Origin of the sequence: Bradyrhizobium sp. ISRA436 (genome assembly GCF_029910015.1) — a bacterium.
In the GTDB taxonomy this organism is placed as follows: domain Bacteria; phylum Pseudomonadota; class Alphaproteobacteria; order Rhizobiales; family Xanthobacteraceae; genus Bradyrhizobium.
This window is the reverse complement of record NZ_CP094519.1, coordinates 6,893,634-6,914,683: the sequence shown is the minus strand read 5'-3', so window position 1 is coordinate 6,914,683 and position 21,050 is coordinate 6,893,634. Positions and strand designations below refer to the sequence as shown.

Genomic DNA, 21,050 nt, shown 5'->3' with positions numbered 1-21,050 from the left:
TAGCACGATGGATTGCTTCCGCCTTCGCCAAAGGCTTCGGCGGACAAGTCGCTTCGCTCGCAATGACGGCGGAGCGCGTTCCGCGCTCCTCGGGGTGACGGTTCTGAGGGCGCGGAGGCGCCGAACTAAAACTTCGGCGGCCGCTTCTCGGCGAAGGCCTTGATGCCTTCCTTGATCTCGGGCCCACGCATGCTGTCGCGATGGCGGGCGTCGGCGGCGGCCTCGTCGAGCTCGCCGCGGGCGAACTCGTTGATGGCGCGCTTCATGCCGGCCATCGCCTTTGGCGCGTTGCCGGCCAGGATCGCCGCGAGCTTGTCGACCTCCTCATCCAAAAGCTCCACCGGCACCATCGCCGTGAGATAGCCGATCCGCAGCATCTCGGGCGCCGTGATCTTCTGCGCGGTCAGGAACAGCATCTTGGCGTTGTCGACGCCGAGCCGGGTCACGTAGCGCTTGATGCCGCTCCGGTAGTAGTGCAGCCCGAGCCGCGCCGCCGGCATGAACATCTCCGCGGTATCGACGCCGATCCGGAAATCGCAGGCGAGCGCGAGATCAGTCGAGCCGCCATAGACGCCGCCATTGAGCCGGCAGATCGTCGGCACGGTCAGATCCTCCAGCCGGTTGACCACGACCTCGAATGCCGAGCCCGCGCTCTGCTGCTCGTTCGCGCTCACGGCGCGCTCGGCCACCGAGTTGAGATCGTAACCGGCGGAGAAGGCGCGTCCCGTGCCGGTCAGCACCAGCACGCGGATTTTGGGATCAGCCTCGATCCGGTCGAACAGCTTGACGAGATCGCCGAGATCCTCGGCCTGCAGGCGGTTGAGGTGCCGTGGCCGGTTGAGGCGGATCGTGGCGCGCGCGCCCGCAATCTCGAGCACGGGTGAGCTGCCGGTCTCGGCCGCATCAGGCATGGTTGTCTCCATCACTATTGGTTCTCGAGTTCGCGCCGCTTTGCCTCGGCATCGATGGTCTCGGCGAGATCGGGATGTCGTGCCATCAACAGGCGGAAATCGACCAGGTCAAGCACCAACAGCCGCGAGACCTTGGTGGTCGTGACATCGGCGCCGCGCATGGTATTGCCGAGCAGCGCCATCTCGCCGAAGAACGTGCCTTCGCCGAGCTTCACCTTGCGGCCCGGCAGGTCGACCGCCACCTCGCCGGCGGCGACGAAATACATGCAGTCGCCGCTGGTCCCCTTGCGGATGATCGTCGTGCGCGGCGGCAGGTCGACGGTCCGCAGCATTTGGGTGACGTCGGCGATCGCCGCTGGCCCGAGGGTTGCGAAGAACGGCACCTTGCTGACGGTTTCCCAGGTTTTCAGAAAATTGTCGCGGCGCGTCTCCGCGGCGAAGCCGGTCGCCAGAATACCGGTCCACAGCCCGAACACGCCGAGGCCCGCGATCATGACCAGTGCCGCGACCATCCGGCCGAGCGGCGTGATCGGCACCACGTCGCCATAGCCGGTGGTGGTCAGCGTCACCACTGCCCACCACAGCGCGGCCGGCACGCTGCCGAAGGTCTGCGGCTGCACGTCGCGCTCCGCCAAATATTCGGCGACCGAGGCGAGGAATACCACCATCAGGAAGATCACGAGCACGCTGATCAGCGGCCCGGACTCCTGCACCAGCACGCGCCGAAGCTGCCGCAAGCCGGGAATCCCCGGCACCACCTTGAGCGCCCACAGGATCGCGAGCAGCCATGCCGTCTTCGGCTCGACACCGGCGAACAGGGCGATCGGCACGGCGAGCGCGCCGATCGCGTCGACCACTCCGGCGCCGGACAAGGCATAGAACCAGAACCGGCCCTGCCGTCCCATGTGGCGCAGCCGCACCAGCCACTCGAATACGAAATAGGCGAGGCAGACCCACAGCAGTGCGTCGACCCAGCGGGCGGCCGCGTCATAGGCCGGCTCCACCGTCAGCAGCGTCATCATGGCGACGCCGAGGGTCACCGCGACATAGGCGACCGTGGTCATGTTGCGGCCGGCGGTGGCAGACACGAATTGTGTCAAAACCGGAAAGGCGAGCCGCTTGAACATCGGACGTATGTTGCCTGTCGACGAACTGCTTGAAACGGGACCCTGCCGGAAGCCGGGGCCGAGGCCACAACCTGCCCTGTCCCGGGTGAGGCCGTCAACGCATGCGGGTCGACGCGCTGCCGCGGCCGACCTCCCATCTGTTCGACGAACGTCCGGCTATACTGTCCTGATTTTGCTTCCACAAATGTGAGAATCCCGACAAAACGTCGCTTTTTCCCGTATACCAGGGAAGCGGTTCGGATATGCGACCTCGACCGCCCTGGAGCGACTAATAGGGCGATTGTGTTCACTTCTTGAGAATTGGTTGGTTTCCGATGGATACCTCACATCTCGTGCAGCACGCCGGCGCCGCCGGCAGTTTCTTCGCATCGATCTTCGTGGTCGCCACGCTGTCGATGCGAACCATGATCCCGCTGCGCGTCTTCGCCATCCTGACCAACATCATCCTGATCGCGACCGCGGTCCCGACCCACAATTACGCGACGCTGATCCTGCATTCCGTGCTGTTGCCGGTGAACACCTACCGCCTGCACCAGATGCTGCAACTCGTCCGCAACGTGAAGAAATCCGTCAACAGCGATCTGTCGATGGATTGGCTCAGGCCGTTCACGACAGAGCGCAAATGCACCGCCGGCGAAGTGCTGTTTTACAAGGATGAGAGGGCCGACAGCATGTTCTACATCGTCAGCGGCCGCTTCCGCCTGGTCGAGTCGGGCATCGAGCTGCCGGTCGGCGCCATCGTCGGCGAGTTCGGCATGCTGTCGCCGTCGAATACGCGGACCCAGACGCTGGAATGCGTCGAGACTGGTACGGTGCTGTCGGTGACCTACGACCAGGTCGAGCAGCTTTACGTCCAGAATCCTGCGTTCGGCTTCTACTTCCTGCGGCTCGCCAGCGCGCGGCTGTTCCAGAACATCTCGACGCTCGAGCAGCGGCTCGCGCAGCACGCCACCCCGCAGGTTGCGGAGCCAAAACCTGCATGAGCCCGCTGTGACGAGTTCTGGAGACGCCGCAGTGCCGGACGACGACAGTCTCCTGGCTTCGCTCCGTTACCTGTTCGCCGACATTATCGGCGACGAGGACGACGGACCGCTAGTGCCACCGGATGCCTGCCCCGAGCAGCTCAGCCCGGTTGTCAGCGACGCCATTCATCTGCTGACCGAGTATCAGAGCGCCGGCTACGCCAGGCTCTATATCGAGCGGCTCGAGCGTTTCGTCGGCCGGCGCGGGGTCGACGACGCCATGCTCGCCGACATCGCGCGGCTGATGGCGCAGCGCATGGCCTATGAAGACCCGATCCGCATCGCGCAGCTCAAGCTACGCGAGGTCCACGCGGCCGGTGGCCGGGCGGCACGCTCCGCCGACGACGTGAAGAAATTCCGCCTCGACGAACTGATCGATGCCTTGCCGGCAGTGGTCGCCGACCCCGTGCTCGGCGCGCTCGATTGGCTCGGCTGGCGGCGGCGGAGGGTCTCGATCCGCTTCAGCGCCAATAGCCGCTTCAGTGTTCGCAGGCTCAGGATCGAAGCCGGGCTGAAACGCTGGCGGATGTTCTCGGTGCGCTATGCCAAGGAGCGCGTCTGGGTCGAGCGCTGGCTGCACATGATCGATCGCAGCCTGACCAAGCAGCCGAGCGCAACCGTGGCGGTCATCCAGACTGCGACCATGATCAACGGCTACGGCGATCCGTACCGCCAGGGCATTGCGGACTGGCATGCGATCATCGACGGCCTCGCCAAGCCTGTCTTCGACGGCACGCTCGCGCTCTCCGATCTCGCCGGCGCGATCGCGGAGGCGCGCGCTGCCATCATGCCCGACCCGCGCCAGGCCTCATTGAAGCGCAAGATCGCGGAGATCCGCGCGCACGTGCCGGCCAGCCGGCCGTTGCCTTGAGATTTGCAGGATGGCAAAGGCGCACTTGCGCCGCGCGTATTGGTCCCCGCGTTCCACCTATCACCGTCACCCCTGAGGAGGCCGCGAAGCGGCCGTCTCGAAGGGCGGCAGCCCGGCTGGTGGCCGTGCATCCTTCGAGACGCGCGCGAGAGCACGCACCTCACGCGACAAAGGCGAAGCCTTTGCGCGGGGATGACGGATCTGATGGCGTCGCGGTTGCTCTGTCGCGAACCTATCGCTTGATATGCGGAGGCTCGTCGTAACCGTGGCGGCTCGAATAGAACAGCAGGCCCATCAGACCGACGCCGACAACGGCCAGGACGACGACTCCGACGGTGAATGCGACGACACCATAGGTCGGCACCGGCGCATTGGGCACCATCAAGCCCTCATAGGCGTAAACGCCGACGGCGATCAGGAAGGCCAGCAGGACGATAATGATTGCGACGCGCATGCGTATCTGCCTCTGCTGAAGGCCGAGAGCAGCAGGCGCTAATGGGGGCGGCTATCCTGCCGAGCACCGAGCTTGACCACCGCCTGTTGTCCGGCTTCGGTCAGCTCTATGAGCGTCGTCCTGCCGCTCTTGGCGCATCTGATGATCTGTCTGGCAACGCGCTTGCGGGTGGCATGTTCCTCGCCGTGAAGAGCGTCGGCGCATACGTGGTCGAGAGCCGCGCTCATAGCGGCGAGCGTACGTGAATCAAATCTCTCCTCGATCATAGCAGCCCTCCCTGTAGGCCCGTTCGGGCACGGTTATTTGCGGAGCGTCAGCGAGTCGCTGACCTCCATGACAGTCTCGGTTTGCCTGGCTTTGCGCATCAGCGCTTCACGTTCCCGTCCCGGTGGCATCTTGCGGGCCGCGATGCGCGCGTTCTCGGCGAATTTCTGGAGGCGGTGCTCGAACGATCCGGCCGGTCGCGATTTGTTGCGTTTCTTTTTCATGCCGCCTCCGAGGTGGGGTCCCGAGGTGGAAACAGGATGCTAGGCGGGTTCCGAAGCACCGTCGTTAACCTATGACATTGGGCACATCGAAAAAATCGCCCCCAAGATCGCAGGAACGATCTCGCCGGCCATGCGTAGCACCCGTGCGTTCACTGCTTTGCTCCCCGAGGGCAGTGGACCACTCCGGTGACGGGCCTCGGCGAATTTCGTCGTCGGGGCCCGCGTGGTGACGTCATGCGCTGCAGCAATTGTCGCGGGAACGATGATTTTGCCCGGCCGTTGACGACGCGAGACACTTGATGGAGATCCGACAAATGGCGATGGATGAGAGGGAGAGCGGGAATCTCATCGGCAGCGACAAGGTGGAGGGCACCGCCGTTTACGGCGCCGACGATCGCAAGATCGGCTCAATCGAGCGCGTCATGATCGACAAAAAAAGCGGACGTATGTCCTATGCCGTGCTCGGCTTCGGCGGCATTCTCGGTCTTGGCAACAACCATTATCCGCTGCCCTGGGAGTCGCTGAAATACGATACGCGGCTGGGCGGCTATGTCACCGGCGTCACCGTGGACCAGCTTCGTGATGCGCCGAAATATGGTCGCGAGCGGGGACTGGAATTGGGCTGATATCGGCGCCACGCGCCGGGCGACGAAGTGAGTCGAGGTGTTCAATAAATCGCGCCTGTGCGCACTTGCGAACATTCGCCAATATCGCCAATATCCATGCAGCGCACATAATACGTTATTGGAATCAGCCCGGCGGTTACCCGATGAACATGCGGGGAGACCAATGTCGTTGGCATCGTTAGTCCGAAAATTGGAGCAATCCGTACGGCTCTCGCCGGTGGATCATGCTGTTCTCAATCGCGCGGCATCCGAACGGGTGCGCCACTTTGGCCCGCGGGTCGATATCGTGCGCGAGGGCGACACGCCGAAGGATGTGCATCTGATCCTGTCCGGCTGGGCCTGCCGCTACAAGCAGCTCGACGACGGCCGGCGGCAGGTGGTGTCGTTCTTCCTGCCCGGCGATATCTGCGACGTGAACGTCTTCATCCTGCGCGAGATGGATCATTCGATCGGCACCATCACGCCGGTGTCGATCGCCGATCTCTCGCGCGAATTCTTCGATGATATCGCCGCGCGGCATCCGCGCATCGTCACGGCATTCTGGTGGGAGACCCTCGTCAACGCGGCGATCCAGCGCGAATGGACGATGAATCTTGGCCAGCGCACGGCGCTCGAGCGGACTGCCCATCTGCTCTGCGAAGTTTGGCTGCGCCTGCGTCTGGCCGGGCTGACCAAAGGCGACAGTTGCGATTTTCCGCTGACCCAGGCCGATCTCGCCGACGCCACCGGCCTGTCCAAGGTCCATATCAACCGCACGTTGCAGGAGCTGCGTGCCGACGGACTCATCATCCTCAAGGGCAGGACCCTGTCCATTCCGGCTGATGCATGCCGGCCTGTTCAATCCGAACTATCTGCACATGGATCACGAGGGTCGGCAGCTCGATGCTGCGGTCACCGACGCTGCGGCCGGATGACGTGACGGGTCGTCACCAATCGCGGATTGTCTGGCTCCAGCGACGGAGGTCTTGACCTTTCACGGTCGAGTTGCGCTATGCTCCGCCGCAGCCGGTTGAGCAATGCTGCGCTATTGGTCGGTCAGGCCGCGACCGGGCCGCTGATCTGTCCCCATCGAACATAGCGGATTTCGGTGAATGAAACGCGTCCACGGCCTCGGTAGCCCCCATTCGCCAGAGGACATCTGCAGCCCCCAACGGACGGCGGGGGGCGTTGACGACATGCAGATCGGCATCCCAAGGCAAATCAGTGGCCCCGGATCGATCGTGGCGAGAGTGTCCCGCGTGCCTGAGGCCGCGCGCCGGGTGCTGCACCGCAGAAGCGGATGAACGACTTCGCACGATCGGTCAGCGCAGCCCTCACTTTGATTGGCGATGCTGATCCCGAACTGCTGGGCATCGTCGCGCTGTCATTGCGGGTCAGCCTGACGGCGAGCATTCTTGCCTTGTTGATCGGGGCCCCGATCGGCGCCTGGCTGGCGATTGTCCGCTTTCAAGGCCGGCACGTCATCATCGTGCTGACCAACGCGCTGCTTGGCCTGCCGCCGGTCGTCGTTGGCCTCGCGCTCTATCTGCTGCTGTCGCGATCGGGGCCCTTCGGGTCTGCCGGATTGTTGTTCACGCCGGCCGCCATGGTGATCGCCCAGACGCTGCTCGCAACGCCGATCGTGGTCGCGTTGGTGCATCGGCCGTCATCGCTGCTGTGGGTGGAATTCGGCGATCTTGCGCGCACCGACGGCCTGTCGCGGCTGCGCAGCATTGCCTTGCTGTTCGCGTTGGGCCGGGCATCCCTGTTGACCGCCTTTCTCGCCGCCTTCGGCCGGGCCATTGCCGAGGTCGGCGCCATCCTCATCGTGGGCGGCAATATTCGCGGCTATACGCGGACGATGACGACGGCGATTGCGCTCGAGACCAGCAAGGGTGATCTGGCGCTCGCGCTTGGACTCGGGCTGATCCTGCTGGCCCTGAGCGTCGCGGTCTCCACCGTGGCGTTTCTGTTAGTGGGACGCATTGGGGAAAAATAGCTGCTGCCCACCGACCTTGTAGCCGGCGATGGTTGTCTGCCCGGCCGGCGAGATCAGCCAGTCGATGAAGGCTTGCCCGTCCTGGGCCTTGACGTTCGGATGCTTCGCGGGATTGACCAGCATCACGCCGTACTGGTTGAACAGCCGCCTGTCTCCTTCGGTCAGGATCGTGAGGTCGCCCCGGTTCTTGAAGGACAACCACGTGCCGCGATCTGACAGCACATAGGCATTGGACGACGCCGCCATGTTGAGTGCCGGTCCCATTCCCTGACCGATCTCGCGGTACCAGCTACCCTTTGCCGCGGCAAGGTCGATGCCTGCGTCCTTCCAAAGCCGCAACTCGGCTTCGTAGGTGCCGGATCGATCGCCACGCGAGATGAAGGGAGCCTTCGCTGCCGCGATCTTTCTCAGGGCGTCGGCGACGTCCTTGTCACCGGCAATGTGAGCCGGATCGGCCTTCGGCCCGACGATGACGAAGTCGTTGTACATGACGTCGAAGCGCTTCACGCCTTGTCCTTCGGACATGAACTTGTCCTCGGCAGGCCTGTCATGAACGAAAACCACATCGGCATCGCCCCGTCTGCCGATATCGAGCGCCTGACCGGTGCCGACGGCGACGACCTTCACGCCAATTCCCGACGCTTTGGTGAATTGCGGCAGCAAATAGCCAAACAGGCCGGACTGTTCGGTCGACGTCGTTGAAGCGACGATGATGGTGCGGTCTTGTGCTCCGGCGGGCGAGCACCAGGCCAGCGTGGCTAAGAGGATGACGAAAAATTGCCGCATCATGTTTTTCCTCCGGGAGGCCGGCGCCAGTGCAACCCTCGCTCAGTCGGCCCCTGAACCTGCGCATGCTCTGCCGTACGGTCGCCATAGCCAGAGTGCAAGCGGAATTGCGAGCAACGCGCCAACTAAAGCGCGATGAGATTAGGTTTGAATCGTCATCGCGCTTTAGCTCTTTGTTTGAGCATGATCTTTTCGGAAAACCGCTTCACACTTTTCCGGATCATGCTCTAGCTGGGCGGCGACAAAGGGCACGACTCCATCTGGCGCGATGCCGGCGAAGGTGTTCGACAGCGAGCAGGCGATGGTCACCGTTGTGGAGCCGACGACGGCAGCAAGAAGGAAGGCCGTTCCAAGACACTCGGCGAAGGCGCGCCGCGCGAGGCTCGGCATCAGATCCCGCGGTCCAGCTTGACCCGTTCGCCGTCCTCTTTGACGAATTCGCCGCGCTGCGGCGGCAGGAGGTCGAGGACCATTTCGGACGGCCGGCAAAGCCGCACGCCGTTCGGCGTGACGACGATCGGCCTGTTGATCAGGATCGGATGCGCCAGCATCGCCTCCAGCAGGTCGTCATCCGTCAAGGCCGGGTTGCCCAACCCGAGTTCCGCGTACGGTGTGCCCTTCTCGCGCAGTAGGTCGCGCACCGAGAGTCCCATGCGCGCGACGAGCTGCTGCAGCAAGGCCCGCGCTGGCGGCGTCTTCAGATACTCGATGACGTGCGGCTCGATGCCCGCGTGGCGGATCATCGCGAGTGTATTTCGCGACGTGCCGCAATTCGGGTTATGGTAGATGATCACATCCATCGCGTTCGTCTCAGCAGCACGCGGACGAGGGCTTGCCGTCGGGACCGGCCTGCACCAGCAGCCTGAACACATCCAGCCGATTGTCCTGGGCCGATTGTCCCGGGCAAGCGCCGCGAGGGCCGCGACGGCATCTGTCCTTCTATATTTCAGCAAGTATTGAAATAATTGCCGTTGTCAATTGCAATTCGCAAAGCCGCGCGCAGAGACCGCTTTGCGGGTGACCGGGCCGATGACCATGCCGGTCGGCCGCTGAAGCCATTTCACATCTTCCGCGATATGATCATGCCGCAACGCTTGACCACCGCAGGGCGTTCGAACAGGAAATTTCGACGGTAGTGCACGATGAGTGACAAGCAACTTGAGGGCACTGCAGCCGAGGTTTTCGCCGCGTTCCTGAAACTTGGCTTGAGCTCGTTCGGCGGGCCGATCGCGCATATCGGCTACTTCCGGCATGAATTCGTCGAGCGCCGCAAATGGCTTGACGAACAAGCCTACGCAGACCTCGTGGCGCTGTGTCAATTCCTGCCCGGGCCGGCAAGCAGTCAGGTCGGCTTCTCGCTCGGTCTGATGCGCGCGGGCTATCCCGGCGCGCTGGCGGCGTGGACCGGATTCACGCTGCCGTCAGCCATTGCGCTGGTGCTGTTTGCCTATGGTGCCGGTGCGCTGAGCGGACCTGTCGGCACCGGCCTGGTGCACGGGCTGAAACTTGTGGCGGTCGCAATCGTCGCGCAAGCGGTCTGGGGCATGGCGCGGACGCTATGTCCCGATCGCGTGCGCGCGTCGATCGCGGTGGTCGCGGCGCTGCTCATTCTGTTCAGCACCTCGTCGATCGCCCAGATCGGCGCCATCCTGTTGGGCGGCATTGCCGGCCTTGCGCTGTGCCGGACCGGGCAGAGCAACGGGGGCGGTCACTTCGCCATGCCGGTGTCCCGCTCCATGGGGGCGGTCGCCCTGGCGGCGTTCTCGATTCTGCTGATCGGCCTGCCGGTGCTGGCGCGGCTGGCACCAGGCTCGGGCGTTGCGCTGTTCGAGGCCTTCTATCGCTCCGGCGCCTTGGTGTTCGGCGGCGGCCACGTGGTCCTGCCGCTGCTGCGCGAGGCCGTCGTCGCGCCCGGCTGGGTCAGCGACGACGCGTTCCTGACCGGCTATGGCGCCGCGCAGGCCGTGCCGGGCCCGCTCTTCACCTTCGCGGCCTATCTGGGCGCGGTGGTCAGGATCGAGCCGCATGGCGTCGGCGGCGCGATCGTCGGACTGCTTGGCATCTTCCTGCCGGGCGTCCTGATCTTGCTCGCCGCGCTGCCGTTCTGGGAGACGTTCCGGAAGCGGACCGATGCGCAGGCGATGATGCGCGGTGTCAACGCGGCGGTCGTCGGTATTCTCGGCGCGGCACTGTATCATCCGGTGTGGACGAGCACGGTTCTCGGTCCGCGCGATTTCGGTATCGCGCTGGTCGGATTCGTTCTGCTCATGGTCTGGCGCGCGCCGCCGCTTGTGGTTGTTGTCTTCAGTGCCATCGCCGGAATGGCGGCGGCGCTGTGAGGCCCCCCGGTCGACGGGTCATCTGTTCTCTTTGGCGTGCGCGCAGAGGCTAATTTCTTCAAATTTTTCAAGGCGATTTAGGCCGTCCAGTCCTCGCGCAAAAAATATTCCGCTTCCACCGTCGGGCAAATCAGTGGCACGAATCCGCCCGTCTCACCCGCTTGAGGGGCGCTTCGCGGTCGTCACGAGTGTTGGGTTGGGATGCGGTGGACGCCGATGTCACGGCTGACGAGCGTGGCAGATAGCGGACGGTGAAGTCGTGCAGGCCTGACGCCCTAAGGTTTGTACTCAATCAGATGTATAATTTTACGTGGAGATATGATTCAAGCTCTGCATTTGCGGGGCTTGGATCATGGCGGGCGAGTTTTGGTTGAATGATCGGCAGTGGGCAGCAATCGAGCCCTTGCTGCCGCAAAATCAGCCCGGCGCTCGTCGAGTCGATGATCGCCGCGTGATCAGTGGCATCATCCATGTGTTGAAGTCCGGCTGCCGCTGGCGCGATTGCCCGGCAGTGTTCGGCCCTTACACGACCGTCTACAATCGCTGGAACCGCTGGTCGCGGCGCGAGGTCTGGCGCAATCTGTTCGAAGCACTTCGGGGCCTGTCGCCCGATGACGACTTCCAGGCCATCGATTCCACGACCGCCAAGGCGCACCGTGCGGCGGCCGGTGGAAAAGGGGGGCGGAGGCTCAGGCCATCGGTCGTTCCCGCGGTGGCAGGACCACCAAGATCCACGCCGTCTGCGACAGTCTCGGACGCGCCATCGCGCTCGAAGTAACGCCAGGTCAGCGTGGTGACATCCGCGCGGCGCTGCCCCTGCTCAGCTCTCTGCCACCACCGCGTTGCTGTGCGGCCGACACGGCCTATGACGCGAACGAACTGCGGCAATTCCTCATCGAACGGGGAACAACCCCGGTCATCCCAAACAATCCCACCCGAAAACGCTTCCATCCGTTCGACCGCGCCGCATACAAGCGGCGCAACCTCGTCGAGCGCATGTTTTGCAGGCTCAAGGACTGGCGGCGCATTGCAACCCGCTATGACAAGCTCGCCAGAAACTTCCTCTCGGCCGTCAATCTTGCTGCCGCTATCATTTGGTGGACCTGATTGAGTCCGGACCTTAGTGGCAGGTGTCTCATCAGCAAGAGGCTATGCCTCTGCTGATGACGGTGACAACAAAGCCCAGTCTCGCCGGGGCGAGCACGTATAAGCCGTAAACCATCGCGCAGGGAAAGCCGGGACTGCTCCGGTTTCACCTGTGGTCCTACCTCCCGAGCTTTCCATTTGCTCGGGACCCATGGGTGCGATCGGCACCCGGCTTTCCCTGCGCCCTCTGCTCGGAAGGAGGGTGGAAAGTAACGCAAGACTCGGACGGCTCACGTCGCGAGAAGGCGCCTGCGCACCCCCATCGCTGTTTGCCGAGAAGCCGAGGCCGTGTCCCGATGCCGTCTGTGTGGCCCCGCTCGCATACCCTAACGGGAGCTGCGCCCGGATGCCGCATGACGATTGCCACTATCGTCAGAGGGGCACACCATATGATTTTGAGATGCCGGAGGTGCATTCCGGCGCGGGAGGTGTCATAAATGAGACACGCTTTGGTTTGCGGAATTGTGCTGACGGCCTGACCCGGATTTTCTTGCAATCACATTCATCCCAGTGAAGGGCGTCAGCTTGTTGTTTCCTTCCATGTCATCGTCGGTCGCGGTTGGGGCCCTGGTGGGATGGATGTTGCTTCTCACCGCGAAGCACATCATCGCCGACTTCATGTTGCAGAACGCCTGGATGGCGATCGGCAAGGACCAGAAGACCGGCTGGGCGATGCCGCTGCTCGCGCACTGCCTCGTGCACCTCGCCGTCGCACTGGTGCTGATCCTCGCCGTTGCGCCGCGCTTCTGGTACGTCGCCTTCGTGGACTTCGTCATCCACATCGCCGTCGACCGCGCCAAGGGAATCTGCGCCTCGCGTTTCGGCGTGACGCTGGAGTCGGGGCATCCCTGGTTCTGGACCTTGATCGGCGTCGACCAGGCGCTGCACCACCTCACCGGTTTCGTGCTGTCGATCTACATGGCCGCGAACTGAGCGGCCGGCGCCACCCGTCTCCTCAAGCCTGTCGGAATGCGAACCCCGCCGCTCGCCGCGCGCGAAAGTGATTCGCGTGCAACGGGCAAGGGGTCCCGATGACGACCCGGAGCCGTGGTTAACCTTTCGTTAGAGAATTGCGCGGCATCTTCGCGATCGAGGGGGATTTGCAAATGTTTTCAAGCCGCGACGCCTTCGAGAACGATGCCTGCCCGGTTGCGGACGACCTGCTTGGCCAGATGTACCGCGCCAATCCCAATGGCCTGTCGCTCCTGGTCGCCAACGTGTCGCCCGACGCGCGGGCGAGGCTGGCGCTGTTCTGCTATCGCCGCAGCCACCTGCACGCGCTGGCGCTGGCGATTGCCTCGCGCTGCACCGAGCGTGAGCTGATCCATTTCGGTGGCCGCGTCGGTTCGACCCTGTACGCGCTGTCGCGTGAGCCCGCGCGCACCACTGCGACCTCGCACGGCGGACGCAAGCCGATCACGCTGTCGACCAGGCCGCTGTCGACCTTCGCGCCGATCGTCGATGAAGAACTCGACGACGACGAAGAGGACGTCACCCAGACGGTGACCGCCTGAGGCCGGCCGCCGCTGTGGCCTCAGATCACCGGCAGCCCGTGGCGCCGGCGCGCCATTGCGCATTCGGCGTCGCCGGGCATGCAGGTCCGGCACACCTCCGGCCGCACCGCATAGACGTCGCAGCGCGTCGCCACCCCGATCTCGCCTGACAGTGCCGCGCAGCGGTCGCCCACGCAGCGCATGCCGGACAGCCGCGCATTGACGAACTGCTCCGGGATCAGGTCGAGCTGGTCGTCATCCTCGACGGTGAAGCGCGGCCAGTTCTCCGAATAGCTGCAGCAGGCGCCGCAGGACTGGCAAGGGCTGCTCTCCGCCGCCTTGGTAGCGTTCGCGGCCATCATGTGTCCTTCGGCGCTTCCCAGACCAGGCTGCGCCGCCAGCGCGCCCTGAGCAGGTCGCGCCGCTCCGGATATTTCTCGTCGTGATAGATCGCGGCAACCACGCGGTCGGTGCGGAAGCTGCGGAAATCCCTGCGCAGCTCGCACCAGGCCGCGAGCAGCCGCACCGCTTCGTGATAGCCGACCGCGATCGGCCAGATCGTGCGCTCGCTGTCGCGGCCATGCTCGTCGCGATAGTTCAGCGTGATCTTCTTGCCCTCGTGGATCTGGCTGCGCGTCTTGACCATGTCGATGCGGTCCGGCTCCCGGTTCCAGGCCGACCGCGCGCGGCTTGCCGGCTCGAGCACGAACGGCCGCAGCCGGTCGGGCACCGTCTCGGCGATCTTGGCCATCAGGTCTTCGGCCGCGCGCGCCAGTGCCGGATCGGCGTGACCGACGACCCATTGCGCGCCGAGCACACAGGCCTCGATCTCATCGGGTGTCAGCATCAGCGGCGGCAGGTCGAAACCCTTCTCCAAGATGTAGCCCATGCCGGCCTCGCCGCGGATCGGCACCCGCTGCTCGATCAGGGTCGCGATGTCGCGATAGATCGTGCGCTTGGATGTCTCGAGCTCGGCGGCGATCGCATCCGCGGTCAAGGGCTTTCGGGTGCGGCGGAGCACCTGGATGATCTGAAACAGCCGGTCGGCGCGTCTCATGGCAAGTCTCTTCGCAAGTCTCTTGTTCGCTGTTGGCGGATCTTGGGTCTCGGTCCGTCGCCGTTTTGCGCCCCCGTGTCACTGCTGCTGACAGCATGTTGGCAGCAGGTGGGAGCTATACCAAGACAACACCTCAAGTGAAGGGAATTTGTCCATGGCAAATCTAGATGAACTCGGTTTCCGGCGGGCGCAGACGTTCGCGCTGGAACAGCTTGTTACAGTCTACTCCACCTCCAGCGATCTGCGCTGGGCCCTGGTTGTGATGATTGCGCGATCAGTCGTTGCCGCCTGGTCCTACGGGCGGGCGCGGGTGGTCAAACGGGTTCGCGAGGCGGTTCGCCGTCTCGCTCCCGTTCGTCCGCTCGACAGTGAATATCACTGCTGCTGACACCATGGTGGCAGCAGGGGGGCGCTAGCCTCCATTCACGGCCACAGGCAATCGGGAGCTTCAGATGATTACGCTTTTTGGCTTCGGCACGGGGTTCGGCTTGCCGGAAATCAGCCCCTTCGTGACCAAGACCGAAGTCCAGCTCAAGATGGCCGGGCTCGATTATCGCAAAGAGAAGGCGACGCCGCCGGCATCTCCCAAAGGCCAACTGCCCTTCATCGCCGATGACGGCGAGACGATTGCCGACTCGACCTTCATCCGCGCCCATATCGAGGGCAAATACGGCTTTGATTTCGACGCGCCGCTGAGCCTGCAGGCGCGCGCACAGGCCTGGGCCTTCGAACGCATGATCGAGCATCACGTCTATTGGGCGCTGGTCGGCGCACGCTGGGTCGACGATACGAATTTCGCCAAGGGGCCGGCGCACTTCTTCGACGGCGCGCCCGATCACATGCGCGACAAGATGCGCGAGGACGCCCAGTTCCGCGTCGCCGAGAACTATCTGCTGAGCGGGCTTGGTCGCCACGCGCCGGAGGAGGATATCGATCTCGCGATGCGTTCGCTGTTCGCGCTCTCGGTGCAGCTCGGTGACAAGACCTACCTGATGGGCGATACGCCCTGCGGCACCGACGCCACGGCATTCGGCGCGCTTGCCGGAATCCTGACGCCATTCTTCGCATCACCGCTGCGCGAGCGCACCGAGAGGTTCGAGAATCTCACCGCCTATGTCGACCGGATGATGCAGCAATATTATCCGGAGTTCGGCTGGGCACCGCTGCAGCAGGCGGCTTAGCCGGCGGCCGCAGGAGCGGGCTGGCCTTTCAACGCGGCCAGCTCGGCCTCGAGTTCGGCGATGCGTTCATCGCGCGAGGCCAGCGCCGCCGCGACATCGGCCGCGTCGAATTTCTGCGGGATGTGCTGCGGGCAGTTGGTATCCCACGTCGCGATCTTGAACAGGATCACCTGCTCGGGCCGCGCCCGGTAGCCCTGCGGCATCAGCGCGTGCGTCAGTGCCCGATCGTCCTCCACCACGCGCGCCTCGCCCCAGATCTTGACGCGGCGACGATGCGCATAGTCCATCACGAAAATATACGCCTTCGCATTCTCCGACAGATTGCCCTGCGTGATGAACTGGCGGTTGCCGCTGAAGTCGGCGAACGCGAGCGTGCGCTTGTCGAGAACCTTGATGAAGCCCTTCGGCCCGCCGCGGTGCTGGATATAGGGCTGGCCGTCGGCGGAGGCGGTGGCAAAGTAGAAGCTGTTGGCATTGGCGAGGAAGGCGGCGAGGTTCTCGTCGATCTCGGTGCGCCAGCCGCCGCGTGCCTCGACCTGGGCGTAGGCCTCGCGCGAACCCTTGCGGCTCTGGATCGCCTTCACCGCCGGGCTGAATGCAACATCGCTGGAATAGGCGTGAACGTCTGACATCTGAGCCTCCCGTCGCGGGCGCCAAAGCGGTCGTCCTTGGTGGGAAAGATGGTCGTTTCATGGAAGTAAGTAATCTTGTGAGTTGACACTTCACTGTTGCGGATTATGCAATAGTGGTATGGATCGTCTCGACGCTATGCAGGCCTTCGTCGCCGTGGCTGACCTGGAGGGCTTCGCGCCTGCCGCCCGCAAGCTCGGCCTGTCGCCGTCGGCCGTGACGCGGCTGATTGCGGCGCTGGAGGAGCGGCTCGGCGCGCGGCTCTTGCAGCGGACCACTCGGCAGGTGACGCTGACCGACGCCGGTTCGCGCTACCTGGAGCGGGCGCGGCGGATCCTCGCTGATGTCGAGGAGGCCGAGGATGCGGTGGAGGGCGAGCGCACGCACCCTGAGGGCCGGCTGGTGATCTCGGCCCCGGTCGGTTTCGGCCGGCTGCATGTCAGCCCGGTCGTGACCGCCTACCTGAAGCGCTATCCCGACGTCGGCGTCGACCTGCGTCTGACGGACCGGGTCGTCAACCTCGTGGAGGACGGCGTCGATGCCGCGGTCAGGATCGGCCATCTGCCCGATTCGACGCTGGTGGCACGGCATGTCGGCGAGATGCGGCGCATCGTGGTGGCTTCGCCGGGCTATCTCATGGCACGCGGCGAGCCGAAGCGGCCCGCGGACATCGCGGCGCATGACATGATCCAGTTCGGCGCCATGACCGCAGCGCCCGACTGGCGCTTCGCGGAGAACGGTCGCGAGATCAGGGTCGCGAGCTCGCCGCGCTTTGCCAGCAACAGCTCGGATGCCGCCATCCAATATGCCGAGCAGGACGGCGGCCTGACGCGGGTGCTGGCCTACCAGGCGGCCGCGTCGCTGAAGGCCGGGCGGCTCAGAATCGTGCTTGCGGAGTTCGAGCAGCCGGCGCTGCCGATCCACATCGTCTACCCGACCTCGCGGCTGTTGTCGGCCAAGGTCCGCACCTTCATCGATCTCGTCACCGAGATCGATGACTGGCATTTCGGCTAGACCTTCGTTCGACGCGCTTTCCTCACGCGAACCGGGGTCCACTGCGCCCGTAAACGCTTCAGCCCGACGCCTTCTTCGGCACCACGCGGAAGGTGCCGTTGGCGCGCGCGATCGTCACGCCGTCGGCCTTGATCAGGCTCTGCGCGAAGCAGATCGTGCTGCCGGTCTTGATCACCTCGCTCTCTACCGCGAGCCATTGCCCGATATTCGCGGTGCCGACGAAATCGACCGCCAGCGAGATCGTCACAAAAGTGGTGGTCCAGCCCGTTGCCTGCCCGCAGCTATAGCCCATCGCGTTGTCGGCGAGTGCGGCGATCAGCCCACCATGGATCAGTCCGCGTGCATTGGTGTGTGGCTTGGCCAGCCGCAGGCCGAGGATCACGGCCTTGTCGGTCTTCTTTGCGTAAAGCGGCTCCCAGGGATCAGTGAGCGGGCTCTTGCGGAAATGCGGCTCGAAGCCGGCGGGGATGTCGAGGATTGGCGTATCGGTGCTCATCTGAGGCTCGCGCATTGGCGTTTCGTTTGCGCCATTGAACGCGATGTCGATGACAGTTTCACCGCCTACAAAGTTTTAAACGAAATTTGCGCTCGTGTTTGAATGCGGCCGGTTCGTCATCACCCGCGAAGGCGGGTGATCCAGTATTCCAGAGACGCCAGCGCTTGAATCGAGGAGCCGCGGCGTACTGGATACCCCGCATGCGCGGGGTATGACGACCGGCAGGCGGCGATGAAAACCGCAAAGAGCCCGGCAAGGTGCCTAGAACGGCAGCCCGACATAATTCTCCGCCAGCGAGGTCGACGCGGCCTTCGAGCTCACGAGATAGTCCAGCTCGGCGATCTGGATGCGCGCGGCGAATTCGCCGTCGTCGGGGAACTTGTGCAGCATCGAGGTCATCCACCAGGAGAAGCGCACCGCCTTCCAGACCCGCGCCAGCGCTTTGGCGGAGTAGCCGTCGATTCCGGCCGAGGACTTCTCGTCATAATATTCGCGCAGCGCCTGCGACAGGTAGTGCACGTCGCTGGCGGCGAGGTTCAGGCCCTTGGCGCCGGTCGGCGGCACGATATGCGAGGCGTCGCCGGCAAGGAACATCCGGCCGAACCGCATCGGCTCGGCGACGAAACTGCGCAACGGTGCGATGCTCTTCTCGATCGAGGGTCCGGTGACGAGCTCGTCGGCGGCCTTCTGGTCGACGCGGCGCTTCAGTTCGTCCCAGAACCGCTCGTCCGACCACTGGTCGACATGATCGTCGAGCGGGCACTGCACGTAATAGCGGCTGCGGTGGGTCGAACGCATGGTGCAGAGCGCAAAACCGCGCTCGTGGTTGTTGTAGATCAGCTCCGACGACACCGGCGGCGTTTCCGAGAGGATGCCGAGCCAGCCAAACGGATAGATCCGCTCATAGCTCGTGATCGCCGACGCCGGCACGCTGGCACGACTGATACCGTGGAAACCGTCGCAGCCTGCGATGAAATCGCATGCGATTTCATCGGTGACGCCGTCTTTCACATAGGTGACGCGCGGATGATCGGTGTCGAAATCATGCGGCTTGACGTCGGCGGCCGAGTAGATCGAGGTCAGCCCGGCGGCCTTGCGGGCGTTCATCAGGTCAAGCGTGACCTCTGTCTGGCCGTAGATCGTTACGGACTTGCCGGTCAGGCCATGCATGTCGATGCGATGCCGCGCGCCGCCGAACGCCAATTCGACGCCGTGATGGACCAGACCTTCGCGATGCAACCGGTCGGCGGCGCCGACCTTCTCGAGCAGGGACACCGTGCCTTCCTCGAGCAGGCCGGCGCGGATGCGCCCGAGCACATATTCCGGGGTCTGGCGCTCCAGGATCACGTTGTCTACGCCAAAGGTATGAAGTAGTTGCCCAAGCAACAGTCCGGCCGGACCTGCGCCTATGATTGCTACTTTTGTCCGCAATACCCGCTCCTTCCGATAAGGTAGGCTTGATCATGGCCCGCACGTCGCGGGCTGCCGTCGTCGGCTTGCCATGGTGATTATATCATATAACAGTCTTCGCAAAGCGCGTTTGATCAGCGAGGGGACTTCGCCGCAATGCAAGAGACCGATTCGGCCGGATGACCGCCGGTGCGACGCGGTGTCTGGCGGGCGCATTTCGCCTTGAACAAACGCGCAAGATATATAACATGTTAAGTAACGAGACCGGGCGCAAAGCCCGCCGTCATGGAGAGGAGGAGATCGAATGAAGAAGGCGTTGTTGGCGCTGCTCGTGGCCGCGGGTGTCACGCTGGCTGTTGCACCTGCGCTGGCGCAGGACAAGACGGTCAATCTGAAAGTGTCGCTCTGGGTACCGCCGGCACATCCGCTGGTTCCGGCGACGCAGGCCTGGGCCGCCGACATCGAAAAGGCCTCGGGCGGCACCATCAAGATCACCGTGTTCCCGTCGGAGCAGCTCGGCAAGGCATTCGATCATTACGACATGGCGCGCGACGGCATCGCCGACGTCACCTACGTCAATCCCGGCTATCAGCCTGGCCGCTTCCCGATCGCGGCCGCAGGCCAGCTTCCGTTCGTGTTCTCCGACGGCAAGAAGGGCACGCTGGCGCTGAACGAATGGTACCACAAATACGCGCCGACCGAGATGAAGGACACCAAGCTCTGCTTCGCCTTCATCCACGATCCGGGCGCGCTGCACGGCAAGAAGAAGATCCTGCTGCCGACCGACCTCAACGGCGTGAAGGTGCGCCCCGCCCAGAGCACGATCGGCGAGATGGTGAAGATGTTCGGCGGCACGAATGTGCAGGCGTCCGCGCCGGAAGCGCGCGATGCTATCGAGCGCGGCGTGGCCGACGAGATCACCTTCCCCTGGGGCTCGATCTTCCTGTTCGGCATCGACAAGGTGGTGAAGTACCACATGGACGTGCCGCTCTACACGACCGTGTTCACTTACAACATTAACCTCGCCAAATATAACTCGATGTCGGATGCCCAGAAGAAGGTGATCGACGATCACTGCACGCCGGAATGGGCTTCCAAGGTCACCGACCCCTGGACCGAGTTCGAGGCCAATGGCCGCACCAAGATGAAGGCGCTGGCGGGTCATGAGGTCTATCAGTTGACTGCGGATCAACTCGCCGAGTGGAAGAAGGCGGTCAAACCGCTGCATGACAGCTGGGCCGAGGCGGTGAAGAAGGCCGGTGGCGATCCGGAAAAGATCGCTGCCGATCTGCAGGCGACCCTGAAAAAGTACGACGCCGGATTCTGATTCCGTCATTCCGGGGCGCGCGCTGGCGCGTCCCCGGAAGCTCGTTCATAACGTCCAGGTCCGGGGCTCGCTCGCCTTGTGAACTCCCGGAATGACCGCTCCTGACAGCGATAGTCCGACATCATGGCTGCCAATCCTGAAGTCACTCAAGACGGCGTCATCACCGGTCCGCCCGAGCCGGCCCGCAAGAATTTCATGGACCGCTTCATCGATTCGATCGAATGGGTCGCAGCATTCTTCGTCGGCGTCGTCGCGCTGAACACCTTCACTGCGGTGTTCATGCGCAAATTCTTCTCGGTGACGATCCCCGACTACTACAATTTCGGCCAGTTCCTGCTCGGCATCCTGATCTTCTGGGGCATTGCGGCGACCAGCTATCGCGGCACTCACATCACCGTGGACCTGGTGTGGGCCAATGCCTCGCCGCGTTACCAGCGCTGGATCGACATCTTCGCGACGCTGGTGCTGCTGTTCGTCGTCACGGTGCAAACCTACACGTTGGTCGACAAGGTGATCGACACCAGGAACAGCCACATCGTCACCATGGATCTTGGTGTGCCGGTCTGGCCGTTCTTCCTGGTGTCGTGGATCGGCGACGTCTCCGCGGTGCTGCTGATTGCGATCCGCACCTACCGGCTGATCTTCCATCCGGAAGACATCCACGATGCCAAGATCAAGACCGCGGAGTAGCCGG

General features: G+C 63.8%; 25 protein-coding genes and 2 pseudogenes. 15 read left to right on the top strand and 12 right to left on the bottom strand.

Annotation, left to right across the window (positions count from 1 at the left end; all coding sequences use genetic code 11):
* Positions 1 to 125 precede the first annotated feature (125 nt).
* Entirely contained in the window at positions 126 to 911 is a 786-nt protein-coding gene (locus tag MTX23_RS32160) for an enoyl-CoA hydratase/isomerase family protein (protein WP_280974100.1), read from the bottom strand.
* 14 nt (positions 912 to 925) lie between these two features.
* Complete coding sequence (locus tag MTX23_RS32155) at positions 926 to 2,038, bottom strand: cyclic nucleotide-gated ion channel (protein ID WP_280974099.1); 1,113 nt, start codon at positions 2,036 to 2,038, stop codon at positions 926 to 928.
* A gap of 314 nt (positions 2,039 to 2,352) precedes the next feature.
* Here MTX23_RS32155 and MTX23_RS32150 point away from each other — a divergent pair, with 314 nt between their 5' ends.
* Both MTX23_RS32150 and MTX23_RS32145 read left to right on the top strand, forming a co-directional pair.
* A complete protein-coding gene (locus tag MTX23_RS32150) occupies positions 2,353 to 3,021 on the top strand; it encodes a Crp/Fnr family transcriptional regulator (RefSeq protein WP_280974098.1) in 669 nt (222 codons plus the stop codon).
* Between the two features lie 31 nt (positions 3,022 to 3,052).
* Positions 3,053 to 3,931: a DUF6537 domain-containing protein gene (locus MTX23_RS32145; RefSeq protein ID WP_280978290.1), complete on the top strand. Its 879-nt coding sequence runs from the start codon at positions 3,053 to 3,055 to the stop codon at positions 3,929 to 3,931.
* A 232-nt stretch (positions 3,932 to 4,163) separates the two neighbouring features.
* Here MTX23_RS32145 and MTX23_RS32140 read toward each other — a convergent pair whose 3' ends face one another.
* Complete coding sequence (locus tag MTX23_RS32140; protein ID WP_280974097.1) at positions 4,164 to 4,385, bottom strand: hypothetical protein; 222 nt, start codon at positions 4,383 to 4,385, stop codon at positions 4,164 to 4,166.
* A gap of 41 nt (positions 4,386 to 4,426) precedes the next feature.
* On the opposite strand from MTX23_RS32140, the gene MTX23_RS32135 reads away from it, so the two are divergent.
* Positions 4,427 to 4,630: a hypothetical protein gene (locus MTX23_RS32135; protein WP_280974096.1), complete on the top strand. Its 204-nt coding sequence runs from the start codon at positions 4,427 to 4,429 to the stop codon at positions 4,628 to 4,630.
* A 54-nt stretch (positions 4,631 to 4,684) separates the two neighbouring features.
* Here MTX23_RS32135 and MTX23_RS32130 read toward each other — a convergent pair whose 3' ends face one another.
* A complete protein-coding gene (locus tag MTX23_RS32130) occupies positions 4,685 to 4,873 on the bottom strand; it encodes a hypothetical protein (protein ID WP_280974095.1) in 189 nt (62 codons plus the stop codon).
* Positions 4,874 to 5,187: 314 nt separating this feature from the next.
* Between MTX23_RS32130 and MTX23_RS32125 the strand changes: the two are divergent.
* From MTX23_RS32125 to MTX23_RS32115, 3 genes and pseudogenes are all read left to right on the top strand, one after another.
* Positions 5,188 to 5,530 (top strand): annotated as a pseudogene (locus MTX23_RS32125) (PRC-barrel domain-containing protein).
* 138 nt (positions 5,531 to 5,668) lie between these two features.
* Positions 5,669 to 6,413: pseudogene (locus tag MTX23_RS32120) on the top strand (Crp/Fnr family transcriptional regulator).
* Positions 6,414 to 6,778: 365 nt separating this feature from the next.
* On the top strand, positions 6,779 to 7,477 hold the full coding sequence (locus MTX23_RS32115; protein WP_280974094.1) for an ABC transporter permease: 699 nt from the start codon (positions 6,779 to 6,781) through the stop codon (positions 7,475 to 7,477).
* Here the strand turns inward: MTX23_RS32115 and MTX23_RS32110 are convergent.
* From MTX23_RS32110 to arsC, 3 genes are all read right to left on the bottom strand, one after another.
* A complete protein-coding gene (locus MTX23_RS32110; RefSeq protein ID WP_280974093.1) occupies positions 7,451 to 8,266 on the bottom strand; it encodes a substrate-binding domain-containing protein in 816 nt (271 codons plus the stop codon). The genes MTX23_RS32115 and MTX23_RS32110 overlap by 27 nt on opposite strands.
* 162 nt (positions 8,267 to 8,428) lie before the next feature.
* On the bottom strand, positions 8,429 to 8,653 hold the full coding sequence (locus tag MTX23_RS32105; protein WP_280974092.1) for a hypothetical protein: 225 nt from the start codon (positions 8,651 to 8,653) through the stop codon (positions 8,429 to 8,431).
* Entirely contained in the window at positions 8,653 to 9,063 is a 411-nt protein-coding gene (arsC, locus tag MTX23_RS32100) for an arsenate reductase (glutaredoxin) (protein ID WP_280974091.1), read from the bottom strand. Before arsC ends, MTX23_RS32105 begins: the two co-directional genes overlap by 1 nt.
* A gap of 342 nt (positions 9,064 to 9,405) precedes the next feature.
* Between arsC and chrA the strand changes: the two genes are divergently transcribed.
* The 4 genes from chrA to MTX23_RS32080 all read left to right on the top strand — a co-directional run bounded on the left by chrA (position 9,406) and on the right by MTX23_RS32080 (position 13,262).
* Positions 9,406 to 10,602: a chromate efflux transporter gene (gene chrA, locus MTX23_RS32095; protein WP_280974090.1), complete on the top strand. Its 1,197-nt coding sequence runs from the start codon at positions 9,406 to 9,408 to the stop codon at positions 10,600 to 10,602.
* 352 nt (positions 10,603 to 10,954) lie between these two features.
* Positions 10,955 to 11,709, top strand: a protein-coding gene (locus tag MTX23_RS32090; protein ID WP_280972604.1) for an IS5 family transposase whose coding sequence is annotated in 2 segments (ribosomal slippage) — positions 10,955 to 11,288 and positions 11,288 to 11,709 — 756 coding nt in all. Because the reading frame shifts where the segments join, the coding sequence is not laid out codon by codon here.
* 618 nt (positions 11,710 to 12,327) lie between these two features.
* Positions 12,328 to 12,681, top strand: a complete 354-nt coding sequence (locus MTX23_RS32085) for a DUF3307 domain-containing protein (protein WP_280974089.1) — start codon at positions 12,328 to 12,330, stop codon at positions 12,679 to 12,681.
* Positions 12,682 to 12,854: 173 nt separating this feature from the next.
* Positions 12,855 to 13,262: a hypothetical protein gene (locus MTX23_RS32080; RefSeq protein WP_280974088.1), complete on the top strand. Its 408-nt coding sequence runs from the start codon at positions 12,855 to 12,857 to the stop codon at positions 13,260 to 13,262.
* A 20-nt stretch (positions 13,263 to 13,282) separates the two neighbouring features.
* On the opposite strand, the gene MTX23_RS32075 is transcribed toward MTX23_RS32080, so the two are convergent.
* Entirely contained in the window at positions 13,283 to 13,600 is a 318-nt protein-coding gene (locus tag MTX23_RS32075; protein WP_280974087.1) for a YkgJ family cysteine cluster protein, read from the bottom strand.
* Positions 13,600 to 14,298, bottom strand: coding sequence for a YafY family protein (locus MTX23_RS32070; protein WP_280974086.1), 699 nt, complete (start codon positions 14,296 to 14,298; stop codon positions 13,600 to 13,602). Before MTX23_RS32070 ends, MTX23_RS32075 begins: the two co-directional genes overlap by 1 nt.
* Before the next feature lie 154 nt (positions 14,299 to 14,452).
* Here MTX23_RS32070 and MTX23_RS32065 point away from each other — a divergent pair, with 154 nt between their 5' ends.
* Both MTX23_RS32065 and MTX23_RS32060 read left to right on the top strand, forming a co-directional pair.
* The gene (locus tag MTX23_RS32065) at positions 14,453 to 14,686 is read left to right on the top strand and encodes a hypothetical protein (protein WP_280974085.1); all 234 of its coding nucleotides are present in this window, start codon (positions 14,453 to 14,455) and stop codon (positions 14,684 to 14,686) included.
* A gap of 64 nt (positions 14,687 to 14,750) precedes the next feature.
* Positions 14,751 to 15,479, top strand: coding sequence for a glutathione S-transferase family protein (locus tag MTX23_RS32060; protein WP_280974084.1), 729 nt, complete (start codon positions 14,751 to 14,753; stop codon positions 15,477 to 15,479).
* Here the strand turns inward: MTX23_RS32060 and MTX23_RS32055 are convergent.
* Complete coding sequence (locus MTX23_RS32055) at positions 15,476 to 16,111, bottom strand: pyridoxamine 5'-phosphate oxidase family protein (protein ID WP_280974083.1); 636 nt, start codon at positions 16,109 to 16,111, stop codon at positions 15,476 to 15,478. The genes MTX23_RS32060 and MTX23_RS32055 overlap by 4 nt on opposite strands.
* 118 nt (positions 16,112 to 16,229) lie before the next feature.
* Between MTX23_RS32055 and MTX23_RS32050 the strand changes: the two genes are divergently transcribed.
* Positions 16,230 to 17,123, top strand: a complete 894-nt coding sequence (locus MTX23_RS32050; protein ID WP_280974082.1) for a LysR family transcriptional regulator — start codon at positions 16,230 to 16,232, stop codon at positions 17,121 to 17,123.
* 58 nt (positions 17,124 to 17,181) lie between these two features.
* Here the strand turns inward: MTX23_RS32050 and MTX23_RS32045 are convergent, their stop codons facing one another.
* On the bottom strand, positions 17,182 to 17,619 hold the full coding sequence (locus tag MTX23_RS32045; protein ID WP_280974081.1) for a PaaI family thioesterase: 438 nt from the start codon (positions 17,617 to 17,619) through the stop codon (positions 17,182 to 17,184).
* Positions 17,620 to 17,880: 261 nt separating this feature from the next.
* Positions 17,881 to 19,050: a 4-hydroxybenzoate 3-monooxygenase gene (gene pobA, locus MTX23_RS32040; RefSeq protein WP_280974080.1), complete on the bottom strand. Its 1,170-nt coding sequence runs from the start codon at positions 19,048 to 19,050 to the stop codon at positions 17,881 to 17,883.
* 283 nt (positions 19,051 to 19,333) lie between these two features.
* Between pobA and MTX23_RS32035 the strand changes: the two genes are divergently transcribed.
* A complete protein-coding gene (locus tag MTX23_RS32035; RefSeq protein WP_280974079.1) occupies positions 19,334 to 20,356 on the top strand; it encodes a TRAP transporter substrate-binding protein in 1,023 nt (340 codons plus the stop codon).
* Positions 20,357 to 20,479: 123 nt separating this feature from the next.
* Positions 20,480 to 21,046: a TRAP transporter small permease gene (locus MTX23_RS32030; protein ID WP_280974078.1), complete on the top strand. Its 567-nt coding sequence runs from the start codon at positions 20,480 to 20,482 to the stop codon at positions 21,044 to 21,046.
* Positions 21,047 to 21,050 lie beyond the last annotated feature (4 nt).

Excerpts from the sequence above, each read along its gene's own strand:
- MTX23_RS32160 (WP_280974100.1), bottom strand. The coding sequence starts at position 911 with ATGCCTGATGCGGCCGAGACCGGCAGCTCACCCGTGCTCGAGATTGCG.
- MTX23_RS32155 (WP_280974099.1), bottom strand. The coding sequence starts at position 2,038 with ATGTTCAAGCGGCTCGCCTTTCCGGTTTTGACACAATTCGTGTCTGCC.
- MTX23_RS32150 (WP_280974098.1), top strand. The coding sequence starts at position 2,353 with ATGGATACCTCACATCTCGTGCAGCACGCCGGCGCCGCCGGCAGTTTC.
- MTX23_RS32140 (WP_280974097.1), bottom strand. The coding sequence starts at position 4,385 with ATGCGCGTCGCAATCATTATCGTCCTGCTGGCCTTCCTGATCGCCGTC.
- MTX23_RS32135 (WP_280974096.1), top strand. The coding sequence starts at position 4,427 with ATGGGGGCGGCTATCCTGCCGAGCACCGAGCTTGACCACCGCCTGTTG.
- MTX23_RS32130 (WP_280974095.1), bottom strand. The coding sequence starts at position 4,873 with ATGAAAAAGAAACGCAACAAATCGCGACCGGCCGGATCGTTCGAGCAC.
- MTX23_RS32115 (WP_280974094.1), top strand. The coding sequence starts at position 6,779 with ATGAACGACTTCGCACGATCGGTCAGCGCAGCCCTCACTTTGATTGGC.
- MTX23_RS32110 (WP_280974093.1), bottom strand. The coding sequence starts at position 8,266 with ATGATGCGGCAATTTTTCGTCATCCTCTTAGCCACGCTGGCCTGGTGC.
- MTX23_RS32105 (WP_280974092.1), bottom strand. The coding sequence starts at position 8,653 with ATGCCGAGCCTCGCGCGGCGCGCCTTCGCCGAGTGTCTTGGAACGGCC.
- arsC (WP_280974091.1), bottom strand. The coding sequence starts at position 9,063 with ATGGATGTGATCATCTACCATAACCCGAATTGCGGCACGTCGCGAAAT.
- chrA (WP_280974090.1), top strand. The coding sequence starts at position 9,406 with ATGAGTGACAAGCAACTTGAGGGCACTGCAGCCGAGGTTTTCGCCGCG.
- MTX23_RS32085 (WP_280974089.1), top strand. The coding sequence starts at position 12,328 with ATGTTGCTTCTCACCGCGAAGCACATCATCGCCGACTTCATGTTGCAG.
- MTX23_RS32080 (WP_280974088.1), top strand. The coding sequence starts at position 12,855 with ATGTTTTCAAGCCGCGACGCCTTCGAGAACGATGCCTGCCCGGTTGCG.
- MTX23_RS32075 (WP_280974087.1), bottom strand. The coding sequence starts at position 13,600 with ATGGCCGCGAACGCTACCAAGGCGGCGGAGAGCAGCCCTTGCCAGTCC.
- MTX23_RS32070 (WP_280974086.1), bottom strand. The coding sequence starts at position 14,298 with ATGAGACGCGCCGACCGGCTGTTTCAGATCATCCAGGTGCTCCGCCGC.
- MTX23_RS32065 (WP_280974085.1), top strand. The coding sequence starts at position 14,453 with ATGGCAAATCTAGATGAACTCGGTTTCCGGCGGGCGCAGACGTTCGCG.
- MTX23_RS32060 (WP_280974084.1), top strand. The coding sequence starts at position 14,751 with ATGATTACGCTTTTTGGCTTCGGCACGGGGTTCGGCTTGCCGGAAATC.
- MTX23_RS32055 (WP_280974083.1), bottom strand. The coding sequence starts at position 16,111 with ATGTCAGACGTTCACGCCTATTCCAGCGATGTTGCATTCAGCCCGGCG.
- MTX23_RS32050 (WP_280974082.1), top strand. The coding sequence starts at position 16,230 with ATGGATCGTCTCGACGCTATGCAGGCCTTCGTCGCCGTGGCTGACCTG.
- MTX23_RS32045 (WP_280974081.1), bottom strand. The coding sequence starts at position 17,619 with ATGAGCACCGATACGCCAATCCTCGACATCCCCGCCGGCTTCGAGCCG.
- MTX23_RS32035 (WP_280974079.1), top strand. The coding sequence starts at position 19,334 with ATGAAGAAGGCGTTGTTGGCGCTGCTCGTGGCCGCGGGTGTCACGCTG.
- MTX23_RS32030 (WP_280974078.1), top strand. The coding sequence starts at position 20,480 with ATGGCTGCCAATCCTGAAGTCACTCAAGACGGCGTCATCACCGGTCCG.